General features: G+C 63.8%; 23 protein-coding genes and 1 tRNA gene. 11 read left to right on the top strand and 13 right to left on the bottom strand.

Features of this window, described 5'->3' with window-relative positions; genetic code table 11:
* Positions 1 to 7: 7 nt before the first annotated feature.
* A tRNA-Leu gene (locus QW863_RS34745) sits at positions 8 to 92 on the top strand.
* An 863-nt stretch (positions 93 to 955) separates the two neighbouring features.
* Here the strand turns inward: QW863_RS34745 and QW863_RS34740 are convergent.
* Genes QW863_RS34740 through QW863_RS34730 form a run of 3 tightly spaced genes read right to left on the bottom strand, consistent with a single transcriptional unit; the run spans position 956 to position 3,089 of the window.
* Positions 956 to 1,453: a nuclear transport factor 2 family protein gene (locus QW863_RS34740; RefSeq protein ID WP_315717719.1), complete on the bottom strand. Its 498-nt coding sequence runs from the start codon at positions 1,451 to 1,453 to the stop codon at positions 956 to 958.
* Positions 1,450 to 2,304 carry an SDR family NAD(P)-dependent oxidoreductase gene (locus QW863_RS34735; protein ID WP_315769979.1) on the bottom strand — a complete coding sequence of 285 codons (855 nt, stop codon included), beginning with the start codon at positions 2,302 to 2,304 and terminating at the stop codon, positions 1,450 to 1,452. The genes QW863_RS34740 and QW863_RS34735 overlap by 4 nt, the downstream gene beginning before the upstream one ends.
* Positions 2,301 to 3,089 (bottom strand): SDR family NAD(P)-dependent oxidoreductase, encoded by a 789-nt coding sequence (locus tag QW863_RS34730; protein WP_315717721.1) that lies wholly within the window; start codon positions 3,087 to 3,089, stop codon positions 2,301 to 2,303. The genes QW863_RS34735 and QW863_RS34730 overlap by 4 nt, the downstream gene beginning before the upstream one ends.
* A gap of 352 nt (positions 3,090 to 3,441) precedes the next feature.
* On the opposite strand from QW863_RS34730, the gene QW863_RS34725 reads away from it, so the two are divergent.
* From QW863_RS34725 to QW863_RS34700, 6 genes are all read left to right on the top strand, one after another.
* Positions 3,442 to 3,738, top strand: coding sequence for a putative quinol monooxygenase (locus QW863_RS34725; RefSeq protein WP_315717722.1), 297 nt, complete (start codon positions 3,442 to 3,444; stop codon positions 3,736 to 3,738).
* 171 nt (positions 3,739 to 3,909) lie between these two features.
* On the top strand, positions 3,910 to 4,614 hold the full coding sequence (locus QW863_RS34720; protein ID WP_315717723.1) for a Crp/Fnr family transcriptional regulator: 705 nt from the start codon (positions 3,910 to 3,912) through the stop codon (positions 4,612 to 4,614).
* A gap of 469 nt (positions 4,615 to 5,083) precedes the next feature.
* Positions 5,084 to 6,775 carry a PQQ-dependent methanol/ethanol family dehydrogenase gene (locus QW863_RS34715; protein ID WP_409977999.1) on the top strand — a complete coding sequence of 564 codons (1,692 nt, stop codon included), beginning with the start codon at positions 5,084 to 5,086 and terminating at the stop codon, positions 6,773 to 6,775.
* Between the two features lie 142 nt (positions 6,776 to 6,917).
* On the top strand, positions 6,918 to 8,129 hold the full coding sequence (locus tag QW863_RS34710) for a c-type cytochrome (protein ID WP_315769975.1): 1,212 nt from the start codon (positions 6,918 to 6,920) through the stop codon (positions 8,127 to 8,129).
* Between the two features lie 70 nt (positions 8,130 to 8,199).
* Positions 8,200 to 8,889, top strand: coding sequence for a response regulator transcription factor (locus QW863_RS34705; protein WP_315769973.1), 690 nt, complete (start codon positions 8,200 to 8,202; stop codon positions 8,887 to 8,889).
* Positions 8,890 to 9,096: 207 nt separating this feature from the next.
* Complete coding sequence (locus QW863_RS34700) at positions 9,097 to 9,831, top strand: response regulator transcription factor (RefSeq protein ID WP_315769972.1); 735 nt, start codon at positions 9,097 to 9,099, stop codon at positions 9,829 to 9,831.
* Here the strand turns inward: QW863_RS34700 and QW863_RS34695 are convergent.
* Positions 9,785 to 11,137 (bottom strand): hybrid sensor histidine kinase/response regulator, encoded by a 1,353-nt coding sequence (locus QW863_RS34695; RefSeq protein WP_315769970.1) that lies wholly within the window; start codon positions 11,135 to 11,137, stop codon positions 9,785 to 9,787. The two genes, QW863_RS34700 and QW863_RS34695, sit on opposite strands and share 47 nt — an antisense overlap.
* Positions 11,134 to 12,306 carry an FIST N-terminal domain-containing protein gene (locus QW863_RS34690; protein WP_315769968.1) on the bottom strand — a complete coding sequence of 391 codons (1,173 nt, stop codon included), beginning with the start codon at positions 12,304 to 12,306 and terminating at the stop codon, positions 11,134 to 11,136. Before QW863_RS34690 ends, QW863_RS34695 begins: the two co-directional genes overlap by 4 nt.
* Positions 12,307 to 12,518: 212 nt before the next feature.
* On the opposite strand from QW863_RS34690, the gene QW863_RS34685 reads away from it, so the two are divergent.
* Positions 12,519 to 12,890 carry a c-type cytochrome gene (locus QW863_RS34685; RefSeq protein WP_315717730.1) on the top strand — a complete coding sequence of 124 codons (372 nt, stop codon included), beginning with the start codon at positions 12,519 to 12,521 and terminating at the stop codon, positions 12,888 to 12,890.
* Positions 12,891 to 13,069: 179 nt separating this feature from the next.
* On the opposite strand, the gene QW863_RS34680 is transcribed toward QW863_RS34685, so the two are convergent.
* The 8 genes from QW863_RS34680 to QW863_RS34645 form a co-directional block, all read right to left on the bottom strand.
* Positions 13,070 to 14,443, bottom strand: coding sequence for a HAMP domain-containing sensor histidine kinase (locus tag QW863_RS34680; RefSeq protein ID WP_315769966.1), 1,374 nt, complete (start codon positions 14,441 to 14,443; stop codon positions 13,070 to 13,072).
* Positions 14,444 to 14,447: 4 nt separating this feature from the next.
* Positions 14,448 to 15,101 (bottom strand): response regulator transcription factor, encoded by a 654-nt coding sequence (locus QW863_RS34675; protein WP_315754753.1) that lies wholly within the window; start codon positions 15,099 to 15,101, stop codon positions 14,448 to 14,450.
* 63 nt (positions 15,102 to 15,164) lie between these two features.
* Positions 15,165 to 16,484 (bottom strand): c-type cytochrome biogenesis protein CcmI, encoded by a 1,320-nt coding sequence (gene ccmI / locus QW863_RS34670; protein ID WP_315769964.1) that lies wholly within the window; start codon positions 16,482 to 16,484, stop codon positions 15,165 to 15,167.
* A complete protein-coding gene (locus QW863_RS34665) occupies positions 16,481 to 16,993 on the bottom strand; it encodes a cytochrome c-type biogenesis protein (RefSeq protein ID WP_315769962.1) in 513 nt (170 codons plus the stop codon). The genes ccmI and QW863_RS34665 overlap by 4 nt, the downstream gene beginning before the upstream one ends.
* Complete coding sequence (locus QW863_RS34660; RefSeq protein ID WP_315754748.1) at positions 16,990 to 17,526, bottom strand: DsbE family thiol:disulfide interchange protein; 537 nt, start codon at positions 17,524 to 17,526, stop codon at positions 16,990 to 16,992. Before QW863_RS34660 ends, QW863_RS34665 begins: the two co-directional genes overlap by 4 nt.
* An 8-nt stretch (positions 17,527 to 17,534) precedes the next feature.
* On the bottom strand, positions 17,535 to 19,523 hold the full coding sequence (locus QW863_RS34655) for a heme lyase CcmF/NrfE family subunit (RefSeq protein ID WP_315717736.1): 1,989 nt from the start codon (positions 19,521 to 19,523) through the stop codon (positions 17,535 to 17,537).
* A 299-nt stretch (positions 19,524 to 19,822) separates the two neighbouring features.
* A complete protein-coding gene (locus QW863_RS34650; protein ID WP_315769961.1) occupies positions 19,823 to 21,325 on the bottom strand; it encodes an ankyrin repeat domain-containing protein in 1,503 nt (500 codons plus the stop codon).
* Positions 21,312 to 22,613 (bottom strand): NAD(P)-binding domain-containing protein, encoded by a 1,302-nt coding sequence (locus tag QW863_RS34645; protein WP_315717738.1) that lies wholly within the window; start codon positions 22,611 to 22,613, stop codon positions 21,312 to 21,314. Before QW863_RS34645 ends, QW863_RS34650 begins: the two co-directional genes overlap by 14 nt.
* 358 nt (positions 22,614 to 22,971) lie before the next feature.
* On the opposite strand from QW863_RS34645, the gene QW863_RS34640 reads away from it, so the two are divergent.
* The 3 genes from QW863_RS34640 to QW863_RS34630 all read left to right on the top strand — a co-directional run.
* Positions 22,972 to 23,850: a pyridine nucleotide-disulfide oxidoreductase gene (locus QW863_RS34640; RefSeq protein WP_315717740.1), complete on the top strand. Its 879-nt coding sequence runs from the start codon at positions 22,972 to 22,974 to the stop codon at positions 23,848 to 23,850.
* A gap of 12 nt (positions 23,851 to 23,862) precedes the next feature.
* The gene (locus QW863_RS34635) at positions 23,863 to 25,221 is read left to right on the top strand and encodes a cytochrome c3 family protein (RefSeq protein WP_315717741.1); all 1,359 of its coding nucleotides are present in this window, start codon (positions 23,863 to 23,865) and stop codon (positions 25,219 to 25,221) included.
* 490 nt (positions 25,222 to 25,711) lie between these two features.
* On the top strand, positions 25,712 to 26,481 hold a 770-nt coding region (locus QW863_RS34630; protein WP_315717742.1), incomplete at its 3' end, for a cytochrome c3 family protein.

The raw sequence follows: 26,481 nt of genomic DNA, 5'->3' as shown, positions 1-26,481 counted from the left end.
CTTCTTCGCGCTCGTGGCGGAATTGGTAGACGCGCTGCCTTGAGGTGGCAGTGGGTAACACCGTGGGGGTTCGAGTCCCTCCGAGCGCACCATCCCTCTCTCCCCAAAACTTCAAATCTGTTTGCGGTTTGTTCCGGCCTCGCGCCCTTTGTTCGGGCGATGGGCTGCGATCCCGCGGCGCGATGGCGTCCGAGTTGTGCCGGTCGTTCCGCCCTCGAGAATGAGAGGGCGCAGGGAATGCCGGGCGCTGGCCGCACCCATGGCCCGCCTGCGAAAAAAATGCAGGCGGCAGGAACCACAGGTTCAGCCGAGACATCCCGGCATTCCCCGCGCGATGGTTTTCACGCTTATGTCGCGATCTCCCCGGTGTCCGGCTCTTTAGCCACCGTCGCCCTCGGGATCATCGCCCGACGACTTGGCGCCAGCATCGGGGCGCCAGGACCACGCGTCTTCACGTCCGCAAACCTGCCGTTCGTCGGCGAGCCCGTGAGCCCGCTGCAGCACGCCTGCGGCCACCGCATCCCCAGACCCCACGTCTCGTGACGATCGCGAAGCGCCCCTCTCGGCGGGTCCAGGATGGCGATACACAAGCACATATTCGGAAAAATAGCAACAAGATTATTTTCTTCAGAAGGTCTGGGCGGGCCAAATCAGCTTGATGACGCTGATGGAGTCTGTCGCGCCGTGCACCCCGACTCCGCCGCACGTGACGCTGCCATGGGATGGCAAAGCGACGCCGAAGGCGACGCGTGCCCACCATTGGCGCCAGTGGGGGCGGTGGGCACGGCCCATGAGAGATCGTGCATGACGCCATCGCTGTTGGCGCGCCTTTGCCCACCCTGCGGCGCCTGCGTGGCGTCATCGCTCAACCATGATCGCCAGATGAGCGGGGGCGTGCCGCTATCACGTCTGATGGAGTTCGGCCGTCAAATCAGCAAGCCTGAGTTCGTGCAGCTCACGACTGGGCCGGCTTGGTTGCGGCCGCAGCTTCCCAGCCGGGCTCGACCGGGACCATGTACCAGGTCGTCAGTACGACTTTCGAGAACAGCCAACGGCCGCTTTCTCTGACATATTCATCATCGAACCGGCCGCCGACCATGAGGCTCTTGCCGTTGAGAACGGGACGGCCGTCGAGATGGCTGTAGCCTCTGCCGCGGTCGCCATCGATTTCGACGACGTGCGCGTGGATGAACTGGCGCGCCCATTTGATCGGGAAATAGAGGAAGAAGTCGCGGATCGCCTCGCGGCCGGTGACCGGTGGCCGTCCGCCATAGGACACCGTGGCGTTCTCCGCGAAAAGATCGGCCAGATCGGCGACGCGCTCCTGGTTGACGTATTCGTGGTACGTGCAGCGCAGTGTCCGGATCGCCTCGCGATCGTCATGTTCGGCGAGGCGCTTCTCGAGCGCCTCGATCCTGGCTCTGAGATCGACGTTGTCGTCTGAGTTGCTCATGGTTCATCCGTCTCGGCAGGGAGGCCGTCTGGCTGGAGGTGCTGGTGATCACCGATGATGGTGCGGAGCCGCTCCTCGACGCGGAGCCGTACCGCTGGATGCGGAAGGACGTAGAATTCGTCGTCGTGGATGGCCTGGATCGTCATCCGGGCCACATCGGCGGCGCTGACCTCGGATGCCGCCATTCCCGCTCTGACGCGCTGATCATACGCTGCAGTGTCGGGGGTTGTTGAAGCCAGATGTATGGGGCGATGTCGGCCTGAGTCGGCGATGGCAGTCTTGACGAGCGAGGGGCACAGCACGTTGACCTTGAGAGGAGAGCCGGCGAGCTGAAGGTCCTTCAAGAGGCACTCGGACAAGGCGACGACCGCGTGCTTGCTGGCGCAGTAGACGCCGGAGCCCGCAACGGCGGTCAACCCCGCGGCTGACGCCGTGTTGACGATGTGGCCCTCGTCGCCTGCAGCCATCATGCGCGGCACGAAGCTGCGAATGCCGTTGGCGACGCCCAGGAGGTGGACTCCGAGCACCCATTTCCAGTCCTCGGGAGTTGCGGACCAGAGCGGGCCAAGCGCCGCGACACCGGCGTTGTTGAAGAGCAGGTGAACGTTGCCGAACTCCTCAAATGCAAGGTCGGCGAGGCGCTGAACCGCCTCGACGCTGGACACGTCGCACTGTGCGGTGCGCACGGCGATCCCGCTCGGCATCAGGTCTTTCGTGGCTGATAGTCCGTCGCGATCGACGTCGGCGACAACGAGCTTCATTCCTTGCGCGGCGCAGGCCGCAGCCAGCTCGCGACCGATGCCGCTCGCAGCTCCCGTGATCACCGCGACCTTGCCCCCGAGCTGCTTCATGCCGCGCTGATTCCGCCGTCCACGGTGAACACCGATCCGGTGATATAGCTCGCGGCTGGCGATGCCAGCAGCAGGCTGACGCCGGCAATCTCGTCGGGCATCCCAAGCCGGTTCATCGGCACCATGGCCTGGAGCGGCGCTGTCGCGGCCTCGTCCAGCCGGCGGCCACCGCCGAGCCCTGTCCGGAAGAAGCCGGGCGCAATGGCATTGACCTTGACGTCGAATGTGGCGAGCTCGAGCGCGGCTTGCCTGACCAGGTTCACGACCGCGGCCTTGGCGGCCGCATACGCATAGGCGGTCGCTGCCGAGCCTCGCAATCCTCCGACCGATGCCGTGACCACGATCCGGCCGCTGCGCTGCACCTTCATGTGTCGCGCCGCAGCCTGGATGGTCGCGAATGCACCGGTCTGGTTGATGGCGAGAACCTCGCTCCATGCAGCGAAATCGACGTTCTCGATGTGGCCCTGCGGCAATCGAATTCCGGCTCCCCCGCTGATTCCGGCGTTCGCGAACATCACGTCGAGCCGGCCCTTGCGCGTGACGACGTCATCGACCGTCCGCCGGATGGCGTCTGGATCTGCGACATCGACCGTCGCGATATCTGCCCCCGGGATGATCTCCTCGCCGATCCGCCTCAGTTCCTTCTCGTTCCTGTCAACCAGGATCAAATCGGCGCCGTTGGCCGCCATGGTCCGGGAAATGGCCAGGCCAAGTCCGCTCGCGGCCCCGGTCACAATGGTGACGAGGCCGTTGACTGCGAAGAGGCGTTCGGCCGTCAGCGACATGAGGGGCTCCTCGTTTCGACATGGCCGCCCGTTGCGCCTCCGGCCGAGCCGCGTCGTGACGCCGCCAAGAGACAAGCGCAGATCATGGCCGAGACTGTCGCAATCGCGACAATCGATGCACAAAATCACCCTAGCTTTGAGCCGGCGAGGGGGCCGGGACGCAGGTCGCCGCGCGCAAGAACATCAACAATTTCGAGGGGGACGGGCGGTCCATGACAACCGAGGCAACGAATGTTGTGGTGTCCATCCCAGGCGTCGAGGTCTCGACGTCCGGACGATCCCGCTCATGCCATTCGCCGAGGACAGCCATCCGGCGCCTGCTGAAGAAGACAATGTGAGAGGATGAGAGCCGATGATCATCGTTGTGGGATCTGTGGATGGGCTTGGCGAAAGCTTTGATCGTCTGATGAAGATCTGCCTGGCGCATGTGCATCGTTCGCGTGCGGAAGACGGCTGCGTGGAGCACACCGTGCAGGTTGATTGCGAAAACTCCCTCCGTCTGCGCTTCTTCGAGCGCTGGCGTGACGCCGTCGCGCTCAAGGCGCATTTCGCCCGACCCGAGTCACGGGCGTTCGTGCAGGAGGTCGCCAAGCTGTGCGCGAGACCGCCAGTCATGACCATCTATGAGGCCGAGGAAAAATCGTTCTAGCGCCAGCCGGCCCACAGGTCTGACGCGCATCATTTTACCCCACCCGGCGACTCGCGCTGGGGTGGGCCTGCACCGCAGCGAACCCGACCACCTCGATTGATCTCCGCTAGACTGATATGGGATCACAGATGTTGCGACAGCGACAAAGCCCGTCTTCATGTGTGGCGACGAATGAACAAAGCGGTGCTCAAGGCTGTTCTGCGCAGGAACAAGTGGTTTGCCGGCCTTCCTTCGTCATTGGCGGACAGCATTCTTCGTCTGGGTCGCATCCGAAACGTGGACAACTCCCTGATCTATTCCGCGAGCGACTCCCGGGACGGATTGATTGCCCTGGTGTCGGGGCAGGTGCGACTGACCAGCTTTTCGCTGTCCGGCAATCCCTCCTTCCTGCTGATCTCTTCGCCTGGATCTTGGATCGGCGTCACCTCGGCCCTCGACGGGCGCCCCTATGGCTACGATGCGTTCGCCGTTGGCAGGGCGGTGCTGTTTCACGTGAGCCAGGAGCGGTTCGAGGCGCTCATCAGCGAGAGCAATGAGTATTATTCTGCGTTCGTCCGAATGGTCTGCGATCATCTGCGCGTCTCGATGCAGAACCTGATCATTCTGCGCAATCGGCGTCCACTTCACCGGCTTGCGCAGGAATTGCAGAGGCTCGCAGAGAGTCACGGGCGCCAGACCGAGAAGGGGATGATCATCGATTTGCGATTGTCGCAGGAGGACCTCGCGGTGATGATCGGGGTCGGCCGGCAGACGATCAATCGACTGCTCAAGAGTCTCGAGCAGGATGGAATTGCGACGGCAAAGTACGCGTCGGTCACGATTCACGACCTGGAGGCGATCGAACGTCTCAGTTCGAGCGACCCCGCGGAGAGCTAGGCATCACTAGGCCAAAAGCGAGCTTTGCGCTCGGGTTTCCCTGTCTGGCGCCGAGCCCTGCGTATTCCAGCGGGCGGCGCGTCTGAACTAAAAGATGCCGCCGTTCGGTCCGGGTTGTTCAAGGCGTCATCTCGAGAGCGAGGGCTTCCCTCGGTGTGGCGATCGCGAGGACGCCGGGCTGCCACGAGACCGCACAGTAGAAGCGCGCCTCGTTCATCATGGCGACAACGATCCTTCGGCCCGCAGGTCACGGAATTCAGGTAAGTCGCTGAAAAGGCGCGGTAATCGGCGTTCAACCCCGATCCCCTGCGCCTACTACCTTCCGCCTATGAGAGCCGGGCGGAGCTGATGCTGTAATCGCCCCGTTGCTTGCAGCGCGACTGCTCATCTTGGGGCTGGCGCACGCGCCATACGACCACAACAAAGACATAAGCGGAGGGAACTGATGAACTTCACGAGCAGGAGATTCTTGGCTGGCATCTCGACGGTTGCCTTCCTTGTCGCCGGCACGCTGGGCGTCCGCGCCAACGACTCGGCGCTGAAGGCCGCCAGCGAGCCCGGCGCCTGGGCGATGGCCGGGCATGACTACGGCAACACCCGGTTCAGCCCGCTCAAGGAGATCAACACCGAGAACGCCAGCAAGCTGTCGCTGGTCTATTCGTTCTCGCTGGCCTCGCTACGCTCGAACGAGGCCTCGCCGATCGTGATCGGCAACACGCTCTACGTCTCGACGTCGTGGGGGCCGAAATACGTCTATGCGCTGGATGCCGCGACCGGCGCGCGCAAATGGACCTATGAGCCGGACATTCCGGACGATACGCTGCAATATGCCTGCTGCGACGTGAACAGCCGCGGCATCTCCTACGCCGACGGCAAGCTGTTCGTCGGCCGGCTCGACGGCAAGCTGACCGCGCTCGATGCCGCCACCGGCAAGGAGCTGTGGACGTCCAAGGTGGTGGACTACAAGCAGGGCTCGGTGATCACCTCGCCGCCGCTGGTCGTGCGCGACAAGGTCATCACCGGATTCGGCGGCGGCGAGTACGGCGTGCGCGGCTCGCTGCAGGCCTACGACATCAACTCCGGCAAGATGGTCTGGCAGACCTACACGGTGCCTGCGCCCGGCGAGCCCGGCAGCGAGACCTGGAAGGGTGACACCGGCCTGCATGGTGGCGGCGCGGCCTGGCTGGTCGGCTCCTACGATCCGAAGAGCGACACGGTCTATTGGGGCACCAGCAATCCAGGTCCCTGGAACACCGCCGTGCGCTCGACCGGCAATGGCGATTTCGGCAAGCTGACCAATCTGTATACGGCGTCCACACTGGCGCTCGATCCGAACACCGGCAAGATCAAGTGGCACATCCAGACCACGCCTGCCGATGCCTGGGACTATGACGGCGTCAACGAGGCTATTCTCGCCGATCTCAAGGTTGGCGGTGCGGCTGTCCCGACGCTGATGAAGGCCGATCGCAATGGCTTCTTCTTCGTGGCCAACCGCGAGACCGGCAAGGTGATCTCGGCCGAGAAATACGTCTTCGCCAACTGGGCGCAGAAATGGGACACCTCGACGTTGCGCGCGGTCGAGGATCCGGACAAACGGCCCGGCCCCGGACATCCCGTCAAGGACGTCTGCCCGAACCTGATCGGCGGCAAGAACTGGCAGCCGATGTCGTACAATCCGGACACCGGCCTGGTCTACATCCCGGCGAACAATGTCTGCATGGACTGGTCGGTCAGCGACGTCTCGTACAAGCGCGGCGTGTTCTATCTCGGTGCGGAATTCCCGACCAAGGAAGGCCCCGGCGGGTTCCTCGGTGAACTCATCGCCTGGGATCCCGTGAACAACAAGAAGGTCTGGTCGATCCAGGAAGACCTTCCGTTCAACGGCGGCACGCTGAGCACCGCCGGCGGCTTGGTGTTCTCCGGCAATCTTCACGGCGACTTCCGCGCCATCGACGCCAAGACCGGCAAGATCCTGTGGAAGAGGAATCTCGGCTCCGGCATCGGCGCCGGTCCGGTGACCTATTCGGTCGACGGCAAGCAGTACGTCGCCGTCGTCGTCGGCCGCACCGCCTCGATCCCGGCGTTCCTGGGCGAGATCGGCAAGAAGATGACGAACGCTGCTCCCGAGGGCGGCGCTCTGTTCGTGTTCGCGGTCCAATAACCGCAACGCTCGCGACGGCTGCGCGTGGCCCCGGCCGCGGGGACACGCGCGGCGTTCAGCCAATCCGCATCAAGCGGACGAAGACGGCCCGGCCGCGAGACCGAGCCGTACAAACAGATAAACAAGACCTGAGGGATCGAGGATGCGCCTGAATCGCCGTCAGACTGGCTCGAATTGGCGGGCCGCCGCCGAACTGGCAGCAAGCGCGACGGCTCTCGTCGCCTTGGTGGCCTCCACCGTGCTGGCCGCGTCGGCGGCGGGCCTGGCCAACGAGGCGGAGCCGCTGCGGCTTTGTGCGGATCCGACCAATCTTCCGTTTTCGAGCGACAATCCAACCCAGCCGGGATTCTATCTCGAGGTCGGCCAGGCGCTGTCGCGGGAGCTCGGCCGCCCCGTGACGTATGACTGGTACAAATCCTATTTCGGCAAGCGAACCGTGCGCGTGACGCTGCTGGGCAAGCAGTGCGACGCGATGATCGGCCTGCCGCTGTCAGCGGACTTCATGGGACCGGCCGTGATCTTCTCGCAGAAGATCGCAACCGAAACCTACGCGCTCGTGAGCCGCGGAACGTTGGTCGTCCATGGCATCGACGACCTTCGAGGCAAGCGGGTCGCGGTGCAATACCAGACCACGCCGCAAAATCTGCTGGCCCAGCGCGACGACATCGAGAAGGTGACGGTGCTGACGCCGGACGAGGGCTTGGCGGCGCTGGCCCAGGGCAGGGCCGATATCGCCTTCGTCTGGGGGCCGGTTGCAGGCTGGCTGAACAAGACGACCTACCAGAGCGGCTTCCGGATCCAGCCGGTCGAGGGCGACGGTCTGTCCTGGGATGCCGCGATCGGCCTTGCCAAGAGCTCCATGCAGCTGCGCGATCAGATCGACGCCGCGCTGCCGCAGCTCGCACCGCGGATCGCCGAGCTGGCGGTCAAATACGGGCTGCCGGGCGAGCCGTCGATCAGGCTCGGCGCCGTGCCGCGCCCGATCAGGCTGGCGTCGACGACTGACCCTGCTCAGCTTCTCCGCCAGCCGGTCGCCGAGGCCGCCGTGATGAGGGTTTCGGACTCGACTGCGAGCGAGTCGAAGTCCGAGGCGGTGACGCTGGGCAAAGAGATCTTCAACGGCACCTGCGCGCATTGTCACGGACCCGACGCCGTGCAGGCGGAACGGCGCATCGACCTGCGACGGCTGCGGACCCGCTACGGCGAGGACATGCGCGACAAATTTTGGACCACCGTGCATGAAGGCCGTCCCTCCAAGGGCATGCCCGCCTGGAAGGAGGTCTTTACCGACGACCAGTTCGAGAGCATCTATACGTTCCTGCTGACCGTGCAGTCGTCAGAAACGGCAAATTGAAGGAGGGGCACCGGCCGACACGATCTGCCGGATCCACCCGGCACGTGCTGGCGGCGAGTGAAGGTCGGACATGACGCGCTTTCTGATCATCGACGATCATCCGCTATTTCGCGAAGCTCTCGGCAATGCGGTGCGTCTGGCGCATCCCGACGCCGAGATCTTCGAGGCGCTGTCGATTGCCGATGCGCTCACCACCCTCGCAATGAAACCCGACATCGACCTGGCGCTGCTCGACTTGACGCTGCCCGATGCCATGGGCTTTTCGGGATTCCAGCGGCTTCGCGCCGCGTATCCGCGGCTTCCGGTCGCGATCGTCTCGAGTGAAGAGGACCAGAACGTCGTGCGCGAGGCGCTTTCGCTCGGCGCGGCCGGCTATCTGCCGAAGTCGACCTCGAAGCGTGAGCTGACGTCCGCGATCGAGCGCGTGCTCAGCGGCTCGATCTCGGTCCCGAAAGACTTCGTGCCCGTCGTCGAGCGCCCCGGGAAGGGGTCATCTCGCGCGCTGCAGGCGCGTCTCGAGGAGCTGACGCCACAACAGCTTCGCGTCCTCGACCTGATCAGGCGTGGCTATCAGAACCGGGAAATCGCCGGCGAGCTTCAGCTTGCGGAGTCGACCGTCAAGGCGCACATCACCGAGATCCTGAGAAAACTCCGTCTGTTCAGCCGCAACAAGGCCGTCATCGAGATCGGCAAGATCGCGCTGAACGTGCCGGCCGACCGGCAGGGATCGCGCACCGCTTCGAGTCGAAAGCACCCGTAGCGAATTGTTGCGCCGCACGACTCCACGGCCACCGCAGGCGTGGCGACGTCGATGGCGTCTTGGTCGTTGATTGATGCCAACCAACGCGGTATCGCTGATGCTCCGGTTCTGACGTTCCTTCGAAGACGCAGCCCGCACGCTGGTTGAATGTCGGATCCGCGACACTGAATGATTCGGATCTTCGATCCGGCCGGGGGAGGCAGGCACGTGGCTCGATTGCTCATCGTCGAGGACCATCCGCTGTTTCGGGAGGCGCTGGAGAGCGCGATCCGCGCCGCTCTGGCTGATGCCGCGATGTGCGAGGCGACGTCCGTCGACATGGCCGTCGGGCTTCTTTCATCTCCGCCGAGATTCGACCTGATCCTGCTCGACCTCTCGACACCCGGAACGACCGGACTCTCCGGCGTCATCCGCATCCGCAAGACCGCGCCGCGCACACCGATCCTGGTGGTTTCCGCGCATCGGGACCCGGACCTCGTCGCCCATGTTCTCGCGCTGGGTGTCTCCGGCTACATCTCGAAATCGACTTCGAAGCAGCAACTTGCCGACGCGATCAAGGCCGTGCTGCGGGGCGAGGTCCATGTTGAAGGCGGCTCCCTCTGCGCCAGTGCGCGCCGTGGCCGACTTCCTGCTCAGGACCTCCTGAAGCGTCTTCACGAGCTGACTCCGCAGCAACTGCGCGTGCTCGACCTGATCCGCCGCGGACTGCAGAACAAGCAGATCGCCTATGAGCTCGGGATCTGCGAGACGACGGTGAAGGTCCACGTCTCGGAGATCCTGCGCAAGCTTCGCGTCATGAGCAGGACTAAGGCCATCATCGAGATGGAAAAGATCGACTTCGTGAACCTCATCGGCGAGCCGCGCACGCCGGCTCGGGCAAACGGCGCTGAGGCGCTCAAGACAGCAAGAACGACAACAGCGCGCGAAGCTCCGCAGGCCTGACCGGCTTGGTCAAGATCTCGAGCCCGTATTGGCTTGCTTCCCTGGCTGCGTCTTCGGAATAGTCGGCGGTCACGATCATGGCCGCAACATCTCGGCCGAGGAATTGCCTGATGTCCCGGATGGCGGCAAGCCCGCTCTCGTCGCCATCCAGGTGGAGATCCGCGATGATCGTCTCGGGGACCGCCCCGAGCGCACTCAAACGCTGCAAAGCGTCATTCAGCGACGCCGTCGCCACGACGTCGCAGCCCCATTTTTCCAACAGACTGACCATGGCCTCGGCGGTGGCCAGGTCGTTTTCGATCAGCAGGATCTTGGCGCCTTCGAGCCCGCCATAGTCGCGGTCGACGTGATCCGCAGGATGCGGATCCGGCAGTACGGCTGCCGGGTCGGCGCGGTCGAGCTCGAGCTTGAATGTGGACCCATGTCCAACCCGCGAAGCCAGCCCGACCTCATGGTCCAATGCCTTGGCGAAGCGACGGACGATCGACAGGCCCAGCCCGAAGCCGGCTTGATCCTCGGCGCTCGGCTGACCGCGCTGGAATTCGAGAAAGATCGCTTCTTGTTGCGGTTTGGGAATGCCCGGGCCGGTGTCGTGGACCTCGATGCGAACCCGGCCTGCTCCCGGCCCCGGCCGGCATCCCATGACGACGCCGCCTCGCCGCGTGTAGCGCAGAGAGTTGGCGAGGAGGTTCTGCAAGATGCGCCGCAGCATCATGGCATCCGAGACCACGGCGATCGAGCACGGACAAATGCGCAGGGACAACCCGCGTTTGGCAGCGATCGGGGCGAATTCGCGTTCGAGCGGCTCGAACAGGGTCGAAAGCAGAACGGGCCTGACATCGGGGCGCAGGGCTCCGGCATCGAGCTTGGCAATCTCCAGCAGGGATCGCAGCAGATCCTCAAGCATGGCCAGCGAATGGTCGACCTGGCCGACCATGGCCGTTCCGCGATCGGACGAGACTTCGTCCGCCAAGGTCGAGAGCGTGAGCCGCGCGGCGTTGAGCGGCTGAAGCAGATCATGCGTAACGGAGATGAGAACCGAGGATTTCAGGGAACTGGCCGCTTCAGCCTGCTGCTTGGCCCGAAAGAGGTCCTTGTTGGCGGTTTCGATCGAACGCAGCGCATCACGCAGCTGGCGCGTCCGCTCGCGCACCTGCTGATCGAGGGCGATCGCCGTTTCGAACAGCGAGAACGCATTGAACTGCTGGTCCATCGAGCGTTCGACCCGGGACATCAGCGCGGCGTTGATCTTCCTGAGCTTGGCCGCCTCGCGCTGCAGGTCTTCCGGAGACCCCGCGGCGGTCATGGCTGCGCCGCTCCACGTTTGCCGATCGCGACCCCGGTCAGCGTCTGATTGACGTGCATTGAACCGTACTGCTCGCCATAGGTATGGAATCCGACGATCCGGTTGTCGCGATAGAGATCGGACATTTCCCGCGCAAACTGATGCTGCTCTGCGTCAAGACGCCTGAGGATGCACTCGAAACCGATGAAGATCGAGACCTCGCCGATCTCGTCGCGGACCTCGGCCAGCATCTCGCGGGCGGCCGCCACGGAGTTGCGTGACCTCGCCGCCGTCAGCACCATTCCTTCGTCGATCGCGCAGAAGAACCGGAGCGAGCCGTCAGGGCTGACGCGCTGAATCGAGCGCGCGAAATAGGAGCCTCCCACGCGCACCAGGACCGGATGGGCCGCAAACAGGAACGGGTCGAGCTCGGAATCGGCTATTCCGATCGCGCGACAATATTCCTCCGCCGCCGGCTCGGCATTGAGCTGCTTGACGATACGCTGCTCGAGATCGGCCTCCGTCACCACCATCTTGGTCGAGGTCGGCTCGAAATTGTCGCATTTGAACAGCCGGAACGGCAATGACGTCCTGATCAGGATCAGCACGGCCATGTCCGTGTGGGCCTTGCCGTCGTGAAAGACCCAGGTGCGCTCGAACTGCAGACCATCGCCGGCCGATCCGCCAACCAGCGGAATATTGTCGAGCGAGGCGTAGATCGCCGACATGATCGCCTCTTCGCGCTGGCACATGCCGTCGATCAGGACGAGCCCGAATACGCCGTCGTCGTCGCGACCACCGTGCCGCGAGAGGTCCTGCCTCATCTGGTTGCCGAGGCGACGTCCTTCATCGACGCGAAAGCCCGACAACCCGAAGATGGGCTGTGCGAATACCGTGAAATCCTCGGCGGCAAATCCGAGAGCGACGACGCTGTTGTCGTCCCAGCCATCGGGCGACAGCTCTCCGGCCGTCGTACAGCCGTATACGGGGACGTCCGCAAGACGGGTCGTCACCTCCACCATGAACTCGTTTGGATCGTAGTGGGGCGACAGGAAGATCAGCACCATCGCCAACCCCTCGGCCGGCAACTGGCCGCAGATGTCGGCCGCCGCAGCGGCCTCCGTCGCGGCCTTGGACTTTGCAGCAGTCACGCCAGACGGACGCGGGGGCCGAGGATCGGCGTCTCCCATCGGGCACCTCCCAGAACGACACTTTGGTTTGTTGGCGATCGTTCGTTTTTTTAGAAGATTAAGCCAATTGAGCAGCAACGGCAACCGCGCGGCTTGATCCAGGACAAGGACTTGGGCCGGGCTGTCGTCCGATCATCTGCGCGGATCTGCTCACCGGCATGGCCCGGGGGCTGGCCCGCGCCCGCTCCGGATCGAAAAGGGAAAGATTTCGCATGCTCCGCCGCATCGCTCTTGTCGCCGTTCTCGCCTGCCTGGCACCGAGCGCCCGCGCGCTCGACGGAAATCCGGCCGCCGGGAAAAGCATCTTCCAGCGCATCTGCCAGAACTGCCACTCTGCCGAGATCGGCGTCAACAAGGTCGGCCCGAGCCTCTGGAACATCGTTGGACGGCAGCCAGCGGCTGTGCCGGACTACGCCTATTCGGAGAGCATGAAAAAGAACAATGCGCCTTGGACCGCGACGGCACTGGATGCCTATATCGCCGATCCTCGCGGGGACGTTCACGGCGTCAAGATGTATTTCAAAGGATTGGCGGACGCGAAGGAGCGGGCCGACGTCGTCGCCTATCTGTCGACTCTGAAATAGCGTAGCCGGGGAAGCTGGCGACTTTGCCGACGCTGCAGGCCGCGCCGTTGGAAAAGAGCCGCTCACCGATTACGACTGGCATCGTTGGCGCGCTGGCCCAGGGCATCATCGCTATGAGCGGGTTGGGTGTCGGGCCGGCGTTTCTGCAAGCGGTTTCGAGGCTGCGGGTACCAGGCATGTCACGATGAGCTTGGATCACCCTTCTTTCGAAGCGAAAGCTTCAGGGCGGCGCCTCCAATTCGCGAATCCTCGATCCATAGTCGGCCATCATAGAGGCTGGTCAGGTCGCGGGCGATCGCCAGACCGAGCCCAGTGCCGGGCTTCGCGTCGTCAAGTCTCGTGCCCACGTCGAACACGCGCATTCGATGCTCGACTGGAATGCCGGGCCCGTCGTCCTCAACCGTGATCAAGACGGTGCTGTCGAGATCCTCGATCGAAATCACGACGCGGTCACGTGCCCATTTTGCCGCATTGTCGAGCAGGTTGCCGAAGAGTTCGGTCAGATCGTTGGTATCGCAGGCAACGACGACGTCGGTTGCTCCTTCGACTTCGAACCGCCGGTCGTGCCCCGGGCTGAATCGCGAGTAGGTATTGATGACGCTCCTCAAGACGTCTGCGACGACCGTAAACGCACCTGCATTCGCGATCGTGGAGGCCTTTGCGCGCGCCGTCTGGTAGTCGATGAGCAGCGCCATTCGCGAGCACTGCTCCGACAGAATCTGAGCGTGGATCTCCTGACCGGACGCTTTCAGCCGTGCTGCCTCCTCGTCGAGAATTGCCAGAGGTGTCTTCAGCGCGTGTGCAAAACTTCCTGCGAGTACGCGAGCGCGATCGACCATGTTGAGATTTGCCGCAATCATTCCGTTCAGCTCGGTGACGAGCGGCATGATTTCCTCCGGCAGGTCCTCAGGCAGCCTTGAGGTCTTGCCGCTACGCACGTCCACGATGGCGCGACTCATGCGCTGGAGCGGCCGCAGGCCGTAAACGACCTGAGCGTAGGCGGTGCCAACCATGGCGAGGGCCATGATACCAAGCGTCGCTATCAGCGTCAGATTGAGGTGCTGCATCTCGTCACTAATCAGTCGCTCGTCGGCACCGACACGGATTTCGACGGGTTGCCCGAGGCGAGACGGCTCGCTGATGTTTCGGACCATGCGCATCGGCCCGGTCGGTCCCTCCACACTAAGCGCCGTGGAGGAGGGCAGGGAACCCTCGCGACTCTGGTCGGGCGTGAATGAAAGGAAAAGGTCATCCTGCAACGACGGCGAGCGCGCGCTTTCGCCGTTCTGCAGGATGACCTGCCAATACATTCCGGACCGGGCAGGGGAGAAACGCGGATCGCTCAGATCGCGGGCGATGAACAGCCGCTGCGTGGCGTCGAGTTCCACGAGATCGGCGAGCTCGCGGGCGTGATCCAGCAGGTCATGATCGAAGTGGGCCTCGACGACACGGCGAATGACGATCGAGAGCCCGAGCCCGCTGGCGAACAAGACGATGGAAATCCAGATCGCGGCGACCGCGAGCATCCGGGCTCGGAAGTTGCGGCTGAACATTGCTCTACCCGAAGCGATATCCCATGCCTCTGACGGTGCGAATGCAGTCACGCCCCAGCTTTCTCCTGAGCCGGGCAATGTAGACTTCGACCGTATTGGAGTCGCGATGGTCGCTGCTCGGATAGATGTGCTCCAGCAGCTCGGTCTGCGACACGATATGATCGGCGCGGCGCATGAGGAGTTCGAGAACGCGCAACTCGAGTGCAGTCAGGTCGACGATCTCCCCGTCCTTCTTGACCAGGCCGGCCGCCGCGTTGAATTCGATCTGCCGGAGGCGGAGCACGGCGTCCGGTCTGCTGGAGACCCGACGGAGCAGCGATTTGACCCGCGCGACGAGCTCCTGCGCCTTGAAGGGCTTTTCGAGATAGTCGTCCGCGCCTGCGTTCAGGCCGTTCACACGCTCGACCCAGCCGCTGCGGGCGGACAGGATCAGCACCGGCAGCGTGTGCCCGGTATGACGCCAGCGTTGCAGCACGTCGAGGCCCGAAATGCACGGCAGGCCGAGGTCGAGCACCGCGGCATCATAGGGCTGGCTGTTGCCCAGCATCCAGCCCTGCTTGCCATCGGTGGCGAGATCCGCCTCGAAACCGGCATCGGCCAGGCTTTCCCTGATGCGCTCCGCGTAGACGGGCTCGTCCTCTATGAGCAGAATGCGCATTGCCATTCCTCCGGTTGCCGAACGGGTTCCGACGATGCGGACACGCTGATCGGGCCTCGAACGCTATGGATTGATCCCGAGCTCTTTGGCTGCGTCAGCGATGCGCGTGCGCTCCGGGACGTCGTCCGCAAAGACCGACAATGCGCGTTGCAGCGACTGTTTCGCCGCCTCGACATCGCCCAGTACCACCCGCGAGCGGATCAACTTGATCCAGCCTTCTGCATCGCGCGGTGATTGCTCGAGTCGGCTCGCAAGGCCATCCACCATGCCCCGGATCATGAGGTTGCGGTCCTGTGTGGACATGCTTTCCGCCTTGCGGATGTCCTCGGCGCGGGGGCCGCGCGGCTCCGCCGGCTCGGTCGCGGAGGTCTTGCCGGAGCGCAGGAGTTCCTGCATGCGCTCGGCGGACAGGTTCGGCCGGGCAGGCGATGGCGAGCCGCCGTCCTCTCCGAGCTCGCGACGAAGCGCGCCGAGCCGCTGCTTGAGATCGGGCAGCCACGGCTCGTTCGGATCGGCCTCCGATACGATCGCCGTCCAGTCGGCCATCGCACCCCGTTTGTCTCCCTCCTGTTCTTTCACGACGCCGATGAAGAAGCGGGCGCGCGCGTCCTTGGGATCCAGTTTGAGTGCTTCGTCGAAGTCCGCGCGGGCTTCGGACGTGACGGTGCCGTCCGCCGCCCGCACCAGCGCTTCGCCGCGTGCGCTGCGGTATTCTGCCGAGCCTGGCCGCAGCTCCATTGCGCGCGCATAGGCCTGTGCCGCCTCTGCAAAGCGCTCGATGTTGAACAGCGACCAGCCCAGCAGCCGCCATCCGTCGGCATCCTTGGGATTCCGCTCCAGTCTCGTCTGCACACGCTGGATCATCTCTTCGACCGGCGGCAGTCCGCTGCCCTGCTGCGGTCGGTCGCGACCGTCCTGGCTGGTCATCTGCTCCAGCGAGGCAATGGCCTGGGTGCCGGCGTCGGATCGCGCCTCGCCAACCGACCTCGCCGTCGTGCTGCTGGCGGTCTGGCCCGGTCCGGCCGCGGGGACATCCGGATTTCCGATAACCGCATACAGACCGACGGAGCCGAACACCACCGTCAGCGTGACGACACTGAGCGCAAATTTTCGTTCGGAGCTGGCGAGGGAGGGCGCCGGCGGCTGTTCGGCGGCCGCTGCGGCGAGAATGCGCCGCTTGATCTCGCTGGCCGCGTTCTCGCCATCCGACTTGTCGATCAGGCCGCGTGCGGTTTCGTTCTCGATCTCGCGGAGCTGGTCATGGTGGACGGCAAGTCCCTGAGCCGAAGCCAACTGTCTCCGCTCGTAGCTGCGGATGAATGGCGTCGATATGAGCACGGCGGCCACGGAAATCATCGCCGTCAGGATCAGCCACAGCATCATGAAAGGCTCCGTCGATCGAGGATCGCCTCGATGGCTTCGAGTTCGTCGGCGCTGAGCGGAGCGACGTGCTCCGCCTCGGGCGCACTCGCATTGGCTGCCGCCCGGCGCACGTAGCGGCCGAAGCCGACGGCGGCCGTGAGCAGGGCGAGCAGGGGACCGATCCACAGCGCGATGGTATTCCACTGCAAGGGAGGCTTGAGCAGGACGAAGTTGCCGTAGCGTGCGACCAGGAAGTCCACCGCCTGCCGGTCGCTGTCGCCGGCCTGCAGGCGATCGCGCAGCAGCACCCTCAGGTCATGCGCCAATGGAGCGTTGGAGTCGTCAATGCTCTGATTTTGACAAACGACGCAGCGCAGCTCCTGGCCCAGCGCGCGCGCGCGCGCCTCCAGTCCCTCGTCGCGCAACATTTCGTCGGGAAGCACCGCACGAGATGGCGACCATGTCGCCGTCAGCACGAGCGAGCTGACGAGCAGCGCTTCGGCCGCGCGCTTGATCCGCCGGCAGTTCATGACTCGCTCCTGAGTGCCTTCAGCAGAGGTTCGAAATCGTCACGCCATACATCTTCGGTCAGCGGGCCGGGATAGCGGAAGCGGATGCGGCCGGCCCGATCGATCACGAAGGTTTCGGGAACGCCGGTCACGCCAAGATCGATGCCGGCCCGGCCGGACTCATCGGAGCCGACACGGGCATAGGGACTGCCATGCTTGGCAAGCCAACGTTTGCCGTCGTTCCGATCGTCCTTCCAGTTCAGCCCATAGATCGGGATCGCGGAGCTCTCTGCGAGCTTGAGCAGCATGGGATGCTCGACGCGGCATCCGGGGCACCAGGATGCGAAAACGTTGAGCAGGACCACGTCGCCCTGCAGGTCGGTATTGGCAAGACCGCCGCTCTTGCCGTCAAGCGACGCGAGCTGGAAACGCGGCGTCGGCTTGTCGATCAGGGTCGAGGGCATTCGCTGCGGATCGTTGGTCAGGCTGAAAGCCAGTCCAGCGGCCAGTGCGGCGAAAGCCACGAGAGGTATGAGATAGGGGAGGCGCGGCATATCTCGTCCTATTCAGCAGGAACGGCAGTCGGTACGGCCCGCATCGCCCGTCGCGGAGCACCGACACGAAATCTCCGGTCGGCCAGCGAGATGAAGCCGCCGAAAGCCATCATCAGTGCGCCGATCCAGACCAGCGGCACCAGAGGGTGATAGTAGCAGCGCACCGCCCACGCGCCCTTGTCGTCGGGATCACCGAGCGTCACGTAGACGTTCCAGATCAGGTTGGTTCGAATGCCGGCGGCGGTCGTCTGCTGCTGTCTGACGGGATAGAAGCGGCGCTCGCTGGAAAGCTGCGTGAACGGCTTGCCGTTCCGCGTGATGTCGAACGTGCCACGCTCGGCTTCGTAGTTGGGGCCTGGAAATTTTCCGATCGAGCGCAGCTTGATGTCGTAGCCCGCGAGCTGCAGGCTCTGGCCCGGCCGCAGCATCTGCACCTTCTCGCTGGCCCACGCGGTCATCCCGGTAATGCCTGCGACGGTGACGCCCATTCCCGCATGGGCCAGCACCAGGCCGTAGACCGCGAGCGGGGTGGTGCGCGCGAGGTTGAGCGAGGTCGCCAAGGGAGTCGTCATGCCGAGGCGGACGCGATGAGCCAGCACCATTAGCGAGCCGATCACGAGCCAGACGGCGATGCCGAAGAAGAACGCAACCAGGAAACGCTGTCCGAACGTCGCGACGAGGATCGCGACGGCAATGAATGCCGCAAGTCCCCCGGCCAGGCGGAGTCGTTGCAGGGCCGCAACGAGGAGATCGCGCTTCCATTTCAGAACCGGGCCGATCACCATGGCAAGCAGCAGCGGAACCATGATCGGAACGAACGTCAAGTTGTAGTAGGGAGGACCGACGGAGATCTTGTCGTTTCCGAGCATGTCGACGAGGAGCGGGTAGAACGTGCCGAGAAACACGGTGGCCACGGCTGCCGTGAGCAGCACATTGTTGAGGACGAGGCCGCTCTCCCGGCTGACGGCTGCGAACAGCGCACCGTGCTTCAGGCTTGGGGCTCTGATCGCATACAGCGTCAACGCCCCGCCGGTCGCCACCAGGATGAGCGCCAGGATGAATGCGCCACGCGACGGGTCCTGTGCGAAGGCATGAACGCTGGTGAGCACGCCGGACCTCACCAGGAAAGTCCCGATCAGGCTCAATGAGAAGGTCACGATCCCCAGCAGGATCGTCCAGCTCTGGAGGGCGCTCCGACGTTCGACCACCAGGGCGGAATGCAGGAGCGCAGTCCCCGCAAGCCACGGCATGAAGGAGGCGTTCTCGACGGGGTCCCAGAACCACCAGCCGCCCCAGCCGAGCGTGTAGTACGCCCATGCGCTGCCCAGCGTGATTCCAATCGTGAGAAAGCACCAGGCCGCGAGCACCCACGGTCGGACCCAGCGGGCCCAGCTGGCATCGACCTTTCCCTCGATCAGCGCGGCGACCGAGAACGAGAACGCCATCGAGAAGCCGACGTAACCCAGATACAGAAACGGTGGATGAAAGGCGAGGCCAGGATCCTGCAAAATCGGATTCAGTCCGTTGCCTTCGAGGGGAGCATCGACCAGCCGCGCGAACGGATTCGACGTCGAGACGATGAACGCCAGAAAGCCGAGGCCGATCATGCCGTGCACGCCGAGAACGTTGCTCTGCAGCCGCTCCGGAAGGTTCGTTCCGAACAATGCAACTGCCGCGCCGAACAAGGAGAGGATCAGGACCCACAGCAGCATGGATCCCTCATGGTTTCCCCAGACTCCGGAGACCTTGTAGAGCAGCGGCTTCAGCGTGTGCGAATTCGCTGCGACGACCTGGACTGAAAAGTCGGAGTGGACGAACAGCGACGTCAGGCATGCGAATGCGATCGCGACGAACAGAAACTGAGTCAAGGCAGCGTGACGAACGAAGCCGGCGATCATCGCGGATTGGCGGCGCAGCGCTGCGAACGGAACGATCGACTGCACCAGCGATACGAGGAGCGCGAGAATGAGCGCAAACGATCCGACCTCCGCTGTCATTTGTTATCTCCGACTGCAGCGGATATTCCTGCAGCTAACTATCAAGTGTCTGTGATGCGCCGACAATCAATGCGCCGAATGAGGCATCATTCGTACGGAATGATGATGATCCATCGACGTGCATCGTAGTGTAACTGCAACTCATTCGCACTCACGGCCGGAGAACGGTATCATCGGGGCGTCTTGGTACTTAGCGTTATATTCATTGAGATATATCTCGCGAATCATCTGCCGCGCCGTCGAGCAGCGAACGCGACGTCGACCGCATGATGGGCAGGGTGGCGAAACGAAATCGTCCGCTATTCCAGAAGCTTGGCGATATCGCCGTGACCGCTGGCGGCGGCGATGTCCGTGGCACGTTCGCGGCGCTTGTTCCTCAACTGCTTTTCGGCACCGGCGGCGAGAAGGCTGTGCGCAATGCCAATGTTCCCCTCATGGGCCGCCATCATCAGCGCGCTCATGCCCTGGCCGTTGCGCATGTTCGGGTCGGCCTTGCGCCTGAGAAGCTCACTGACGACATCCGCAAGCCCGGCGCGCGCAGCGAGGATGAGAGCGGTATTTCCGCCTCTTGTCGCGCGTTTCGGGTCGGCCCCATGGTCCAACAGAAGCAGCGAGGCCGCGGCGCTGCGGCCTTCGATGGCATTCAGCAACGGCGTCTTGTCGTCGGTGTCAGCGCGGTTGACGTCCGCACCTGCGCGGATCAGTTGTCCGATCGCGTGCGTATTGCCATTGCCGGCCGCGTGCCAGAGTGCGGTGCGGCCCTGCCCATCGGCGGCGTTGAGGTCGGATCTCTGAACGAGTTGCCGATCGAGCGGGCCATTGGGGCACGACGCGACCGCGACCATGAGTGGGGTCCGGCCGTCTGCCAACGCGGGCAGACTGCCGGAGGCGCCGTCGAGGAGCGCGGCGATAGCGGCGCCGTTGCAGCGGCTGAGCGCCATCAGTAGTGCGGTCGCGCCATCTGCACGCGCTGCAGACGGGTCGGCCGCCTTGGTCAGCAGCAGTCTGATGATGTCTCCATGATCCTTGTCCGCTGCCAGCATCAATGGCGTGTCGCCGCGCCGGTTGCTGGTGTTCGGATTGGCTCCCGAGGCGAGCAGGAGCTCCACCAGCCGAAGATGCCCGGCGGCCGCGGCGATCGCCAGAGGCGTATCGCCGTCCTCGTTGACCGCGTTGACGTCAGCCTTCGCAGCGATGAGCTGGCGCATCGGATCGAACTGGCCGCGCAGGGCGGCGTCGATGATGGCCGGATGGCCGTTTCGCATGGCGGCCTGCGCATCGAGCGTCGGGGGCGGCCTGCGCGCAGCTTCGCGCGCCGGCTCCCCGGCGCGCGGGCGCACATTTCGGTTGACCATGTCGGCCAGCAACTGCTCGGCGGGCTGATAGCCGGCCGCCGCCGACTTGCGTAGCCAGTCCCGCGCCCGGTCGGGATCGGCCGGCGTTCCGCGGCCCGCAAGCCACATCGCTGCGACATTATACTGCGCCTTGACGTGTCCCTTCCTTGCGCTTGCCTCCATCCATTTGAACGCCAGCGTGTCGTCTGCTCTGGTGCCGAGACCGGCGCGGTAAAGTGATGCAAGTCGGTACTGCGCCTCCGGATTGCCGGCGCTGGCGGCGCGCTCGAGCAGCTTCAGTGCGTCCTCGGGATGTCCGGCGCGGATCGCGGCATCGGCCGCCTGGCTCGCGGATGCTTCGGAGCTCACGCCGGCCGGCGTTTCGCCGGCCGGGGCGACCGACGGCACGGTCGAGCCGACGAGACAGATCAGGGGGATGATGACGTGAGAGGACTTAAGCCGTGCCATATTTCGTCTCGACCTCGATACCCATGCTCTTCAGGAATGCGGTGGGCAGAATGCCGCCGACGCACACGATGACGGCATCGTTTGGGATCGTGCTCGTGCTGCCATTGGCATCGATCTCGACGTCGTCATCGCCGATCCGTTTGACTGACGAATTGTAGATGACGCGGAGCCGGCCCGATTGCGCGGCTGCTTCCGTCCGTTGACGGTTCTTCAGCTTGGCGCGACCGAACGACTCGCTGCGATGCGACAGGGTCACCGTCGTTCCAGGCTCATCGGCGATGGAGCATGCGGCTTCCAATGCAGCGTCGCCGCCGCCGACGACGAGCACGTGCTGGCCGCGATACTGCTCGGGGTCGACCAGTCGATAGACGACCTTGGTCTGCTCTTCGCCTGGAGCCTCCAGCTTGCGCGGCGTTCCGCGGCGCCCGATCGCCAGGAGCACGGCATGCGTTCTGTAGCTGCCGCGGTTCGTCCTGACGTCGAAGCCTTCTCCGACTCGCGTGACGGCCTCGACGCGTTCGCCGACGTTCACCTTGAGGCGGGATTTGCGCACGATGCTCATGAAGAAGGCGATCAACTGCTCCTTGCTGAGCTCTCTGAAGTTGAACTTGCCCGCGAGCGGCAGCGTGAAAGGTGCCGTCATCACCAGCTTGCCGCGGGGAAAGTGCGCGACGGTGCCGCCGAGCGAGTCCTGCTCGAGCGTGACGAAGCGCAGCCGATGCTGCAGGCAGGCGAGACTGGCGGAGAGTCCGGCCGGACCGCAGCCGACGACCACGACGTCGAGCATATCGGACTTGCCGATGTTCTTGACCTTGCGGACGGAGTCGATCGCCTGGCGTCCCTGCTCGATGGCGTTGCGGACCAGCCCCATCCCGCCGAGCTCTCCGGCGATGAAGATGCCGGGCACGTTGGTCTGGAACGCCTCGTCCACGTTCGGAATGTCGATGCCGCGCGTTTCGGTGCCGAACACCAGCGTGATGGCGTTCACGGGGCACACTGCCTTGCAGGCGCCGTGTCCGATGCAATGCGAAGGCTCGACCAGCGACGCCTTGCCGCCGATCAGGCCGAGAATGTCACCCTCCGGACACGCCCTGACGCATGAGCCACAGCCGATGCACAAGGCAGGATCGATGATGGGATGGAGCGATGCCGGCTCGAGAAGACCGGCGTCCTTGGCGGCCGAGAGCTTCGCGACGCTCTTTATTTCCTTCCGCTTGCGCACGGCCATGTAAGTGGCCCAGACGCCGAGCATTGGCGCGGCGTAGACAATCAGGAGATCGATCGCCATGTCGTCTCTCTCTTTCTTACGAACTAACAGCGGAAGATAGAGAGTCGCCGACCGCGAACTCCGCGTGAAAAGGTCGGATGCGGTGCTAGATGCAAATTCCTCTCAAGAGATGCCGACATAGAAATTCCAGAATGATCTGACGTCTTGGAGACCAGGATTGGATCATTCGTTGAACAGATGCCGTCGGCGGAAATATGGCTCGCACTGATTTCGGACTAATGACGTCGGTGTCGGAAGACGGAGAGGGTTGTTGCAAGTGGTTATCACTAAGTTCTCTCTCGACTGAGATCCGGGGCTCCGCGAACGGGTCTGGCTTCCGCCGATCCGGCATTCGGGATTCACAGGAAACGTCGAGGTCATGAGCAGAGCAGCGGTCGCTCGCGCGAGCGGCAATCCTCTTCGAGGAACCATTCCGGTCGTCATCACGGTCATCGTCCTCGGAGCGATTGCCGTCGGGTGGCTGCAGAAGGAGGAGGAGTATATTACGCCGGGCTCCGGCACCGGATACTGGCTCGGGATCTACGGCAGCGTCGCCATGCTGTCGCTGCTGGCCTATTCGATGCGCAAGCGCTTCAAGTCGCTGCGGGGCATCGGCTCGGTGCCGTTCTGGTTCAGGACCCACATGCTGCTCGGCGTCGTTGGTCCCGTGCTCATCCTATTCCATGCGAATTTCCAACTGGGGGCGCTCAACAGCAACGTGGCATTCTTCACCATGCTGATCGTGGCGATCAGCGGCGTGATCGGCCGTTACATCTATGGCAAGATCCATATGGGCCTCCATGGCGGGAGAGCGCGTGTCAAGGAGCTGCTCGCCGAGGCCGAGGCAATGCGAACGGAGCTCGGTGAGGAGATGCAGGCCGTCTCGTTCGTGTCGCGGGAGCTGGCTGCCTTCAGCAAGGGGCTCGACAACAAGGTGCCGCGAACTGCGCTGGGCAGCCTGCGGACCGGCGCGGTCATCGCAGCGCGGACGAGACGGCTGCGCGCCAATGTGGTTGCGGAAGCGCGCCGGCTCATTCGCGCCGAAGCCAAGCGCGCGCGATGGTCGTGGTCCGAGCGACGGCGTCGCGAGAAGCGAATCGAGGAGGTGGTGCGGCGTTACGCCGCCGCAGTGCGCAAGGCCGCTGAGCTGACGTTCTTCGAACGATTGTTTTCGCTGTGGCATGTGCTTCATCTGCCGCTGTTTTTTCTCATGCTGCTGGCGGGCGTCGTTCATGTCTGGGCCGTCCATCACTATTGACGGAGTTGCGTGATGCGGTGGCGTGTTGCGGTCGTTGTCGCCGTCCTGGCCGGCGTTGCCATGCTATCGGCCGGAGTTCGAGCACAGACGTTGCTGGAAAAGCTGGTCATGCCCGGCCCGCTGGCCGAGAAGCATGCCAAGCTCGAGAGCGAGTGCGGAAAGTGCCACGAAGCCTATACCCGGAAGGCACAGTCGGGCCTCTGCCTCGATTGCCACAAGGAGATTGCCGTCGATCGCAGGCAGCGTGAGCGCCTGCACGGACGCGACCAGGCGGCGCTGAGCCAGGAGTGCAGGCAGTGTCACACCGACCACAAGGGGCGTGGAACCGACATCGTCCAACTCGACAAGGAAACCTTCGACCACGACATGACGAACTACCGGCTGGTCGATGCGCACAAGACCGTGCCTTGTGCGGGATGTCACGTCGCGAAGGTGAAGTTCCGCAACACGCCCTCGACCTGCTTCGAGTGTCACAAGGCGCTCGATCCGCATCGCGGCCGGCTTGGTGAACGCTGCGAGAACTGCCACACGGCGGTGAAATGGCGCGCGACCAAGGAGTTCGACCACACGAAGACCCGGTTTCCCCTCGTGGGCGCCCACAAGTCGGTCGCTTGTGCGACGTGCCACTCCGGCGAGCAATACAAGGATCTGCAGACGTCGTGCGGCTCATGCCACCGTCTTCAGGACGTCCATGGCGGCCGCTTCGGCGACAAGTGCGAGACGTGTCACGATCAGGAGAAATGGAAGACGGTCCGCTTCAATCACGACAAGACCCGCTTCCCGCTGCGAAATGCGCATGCCAAGGTGAAGTGTGAGAGCTGCCATACGGGTGATCTCTATCGGGACAAACTCGCGACGTCATGCGTGTCCTGTCACCGCAAGCAGGATCCGCATCAGGGCAAGCTCGGCGAACGCTGCGAGACGTGCCATAGCGATGCGGGCTGGCGGAAGAAGCTCACCTTCGATCACGAGATTACGCGTTTTCCGTTGATAGGTCTGCACAAGTCGGTGCCTTGCGAGGAGTGCCACCGGACGCCGACCTACAAGAATACGCCGATGGCCTGCGAAAGCTGCCACAAGGATTTCCACCAGGGGAAGCTTGGAGGGCGGTGCGCCAGCTGTCACAATCCGAATGGGTGGCGGCTTTGGCGTTTCGATCACGCGCGGCAGACACGATTCCCGCTGGTCGGTGTCCACCAGAAGATCACGTGCGAGGCCTGTCACAAGGCCAAGTCGCCGCCGGATCTGAAGTTGCCGATGGATTGCTTCAGCTGTCATCGCAGCTCGGACGTGCATAATGGCACCTTCGGTCAGACGTGCGAGCGCTGCCATGTCGCAACGGGATGGCGCAACGTTCAGATCAGGAACTGATTCGAACGGCTGCGTTGGCCGCACACGGCGTCTGAGATCGTGTCGAGCTGACATCGGCTCGCAGCGGCTATCAGTTCGCATGCAGATCAATGGCTTGCGTGATGAGCTTGCGGGACCATTGCGCGCGCGCGACGTCAGAAACCTTAACCTCCATTCAGCTTGAGTTCAGCTTGGCCCAGTTTTGGGCCAGCTTTGCGCGTCTCTGGAAGCCCTGTCGTAGGCGTAGCGAAGGCTGCGTGATCTGGCCGATGACTCCGTCGTCGCCCGATCGATGCAGCGCTCGATCAAGGGAGCACGGAGCGTTCCGAGTATTCGGTGGCTGGGGAAGACGTGCCGCCGGGCCGTAGGGGAAATCCGCAAGGGTGTCTTGGATTTGTCGGGGCGACCGCCGAGCAGCGGACGCTCAACGGTCTCGGCTGGATTGGGGTCGGCCGGTCTCCGTCGGATGTCCGGCTGGCGATCGAGTCGAGAGTGAAGAGCGGAGTTGGAGTTGAGCAGCTGCTACAGCAAGCTGGGGCTGGTGGCGCGAGCCTCGCACCGTATGGTGCAGTGGCTGCTCGCCTGTATGCTGCTCGCTCTCGTGTTGGCAGGGCATGCTGCCGCGCAGAGCTCATTCGACCATGCCTCGACAGGTTTTCCGCTGACCGGAAGCCATGTCGGGGTGGAGTGCTCGTCCTGTCACGTCGGCGGGCGGTTCAAGGGCACGCAGACGCAGTGCGCCAGTTGCCACAACGGCGCGCAGACGGCGGGCATGTCGGTCAACCACCCGATGTCCACGAGGCGATGTGAGAGCTGCCACCAGACCTCGACATGGAAGGACGTTCGGGCGATCGATCATACCCAGGCGAAGGCGTCATGTACGACCTGCCATAACGGCGTGATGGCACGAGGCAAGTCGAAGAATCACATCACGACGACGGCGCCATGCGATGTGTGCCACAGGTCGACGGCGAGCTTTCGCATCAGAATGAAGATGGACCACGCCGGCATTGTCGCCGGTTGCGCCAACTGCCACAACGGGACGACGGCGCGCGGCAAGTCCAGCAACCATCTCCAGACCAATCTGCCGTGCGAGTCCTGTCACACCAGCACGGCGAGCTTCGGCGGCGCGGCGTTCAAGCACGCGGCGACCGATACCAATTGCGCGACCTGCCACAACGGCAAGACCGCGATGGGGATGACCACGCCGCCGCACATCCCGACCGGGACGCTGCAGTGCTCGAACTGCCACAGCAACACCGCGGCGAGCTTCGCCACCTA

Origin of the sequence: Bradyrhizobium sp. SZCCHNR1017 (assembly GCF_032381375.1) — a bacterium.
Lineage (GTDB): Bacteria > Pseudomonadota > Alphaproteobacteria > Rhizobiales > Xanthobacteraceae > Bradyrhizobium.
This window is presented reverse-complemented; position numbering and strand designations above follow the sequence as displayed.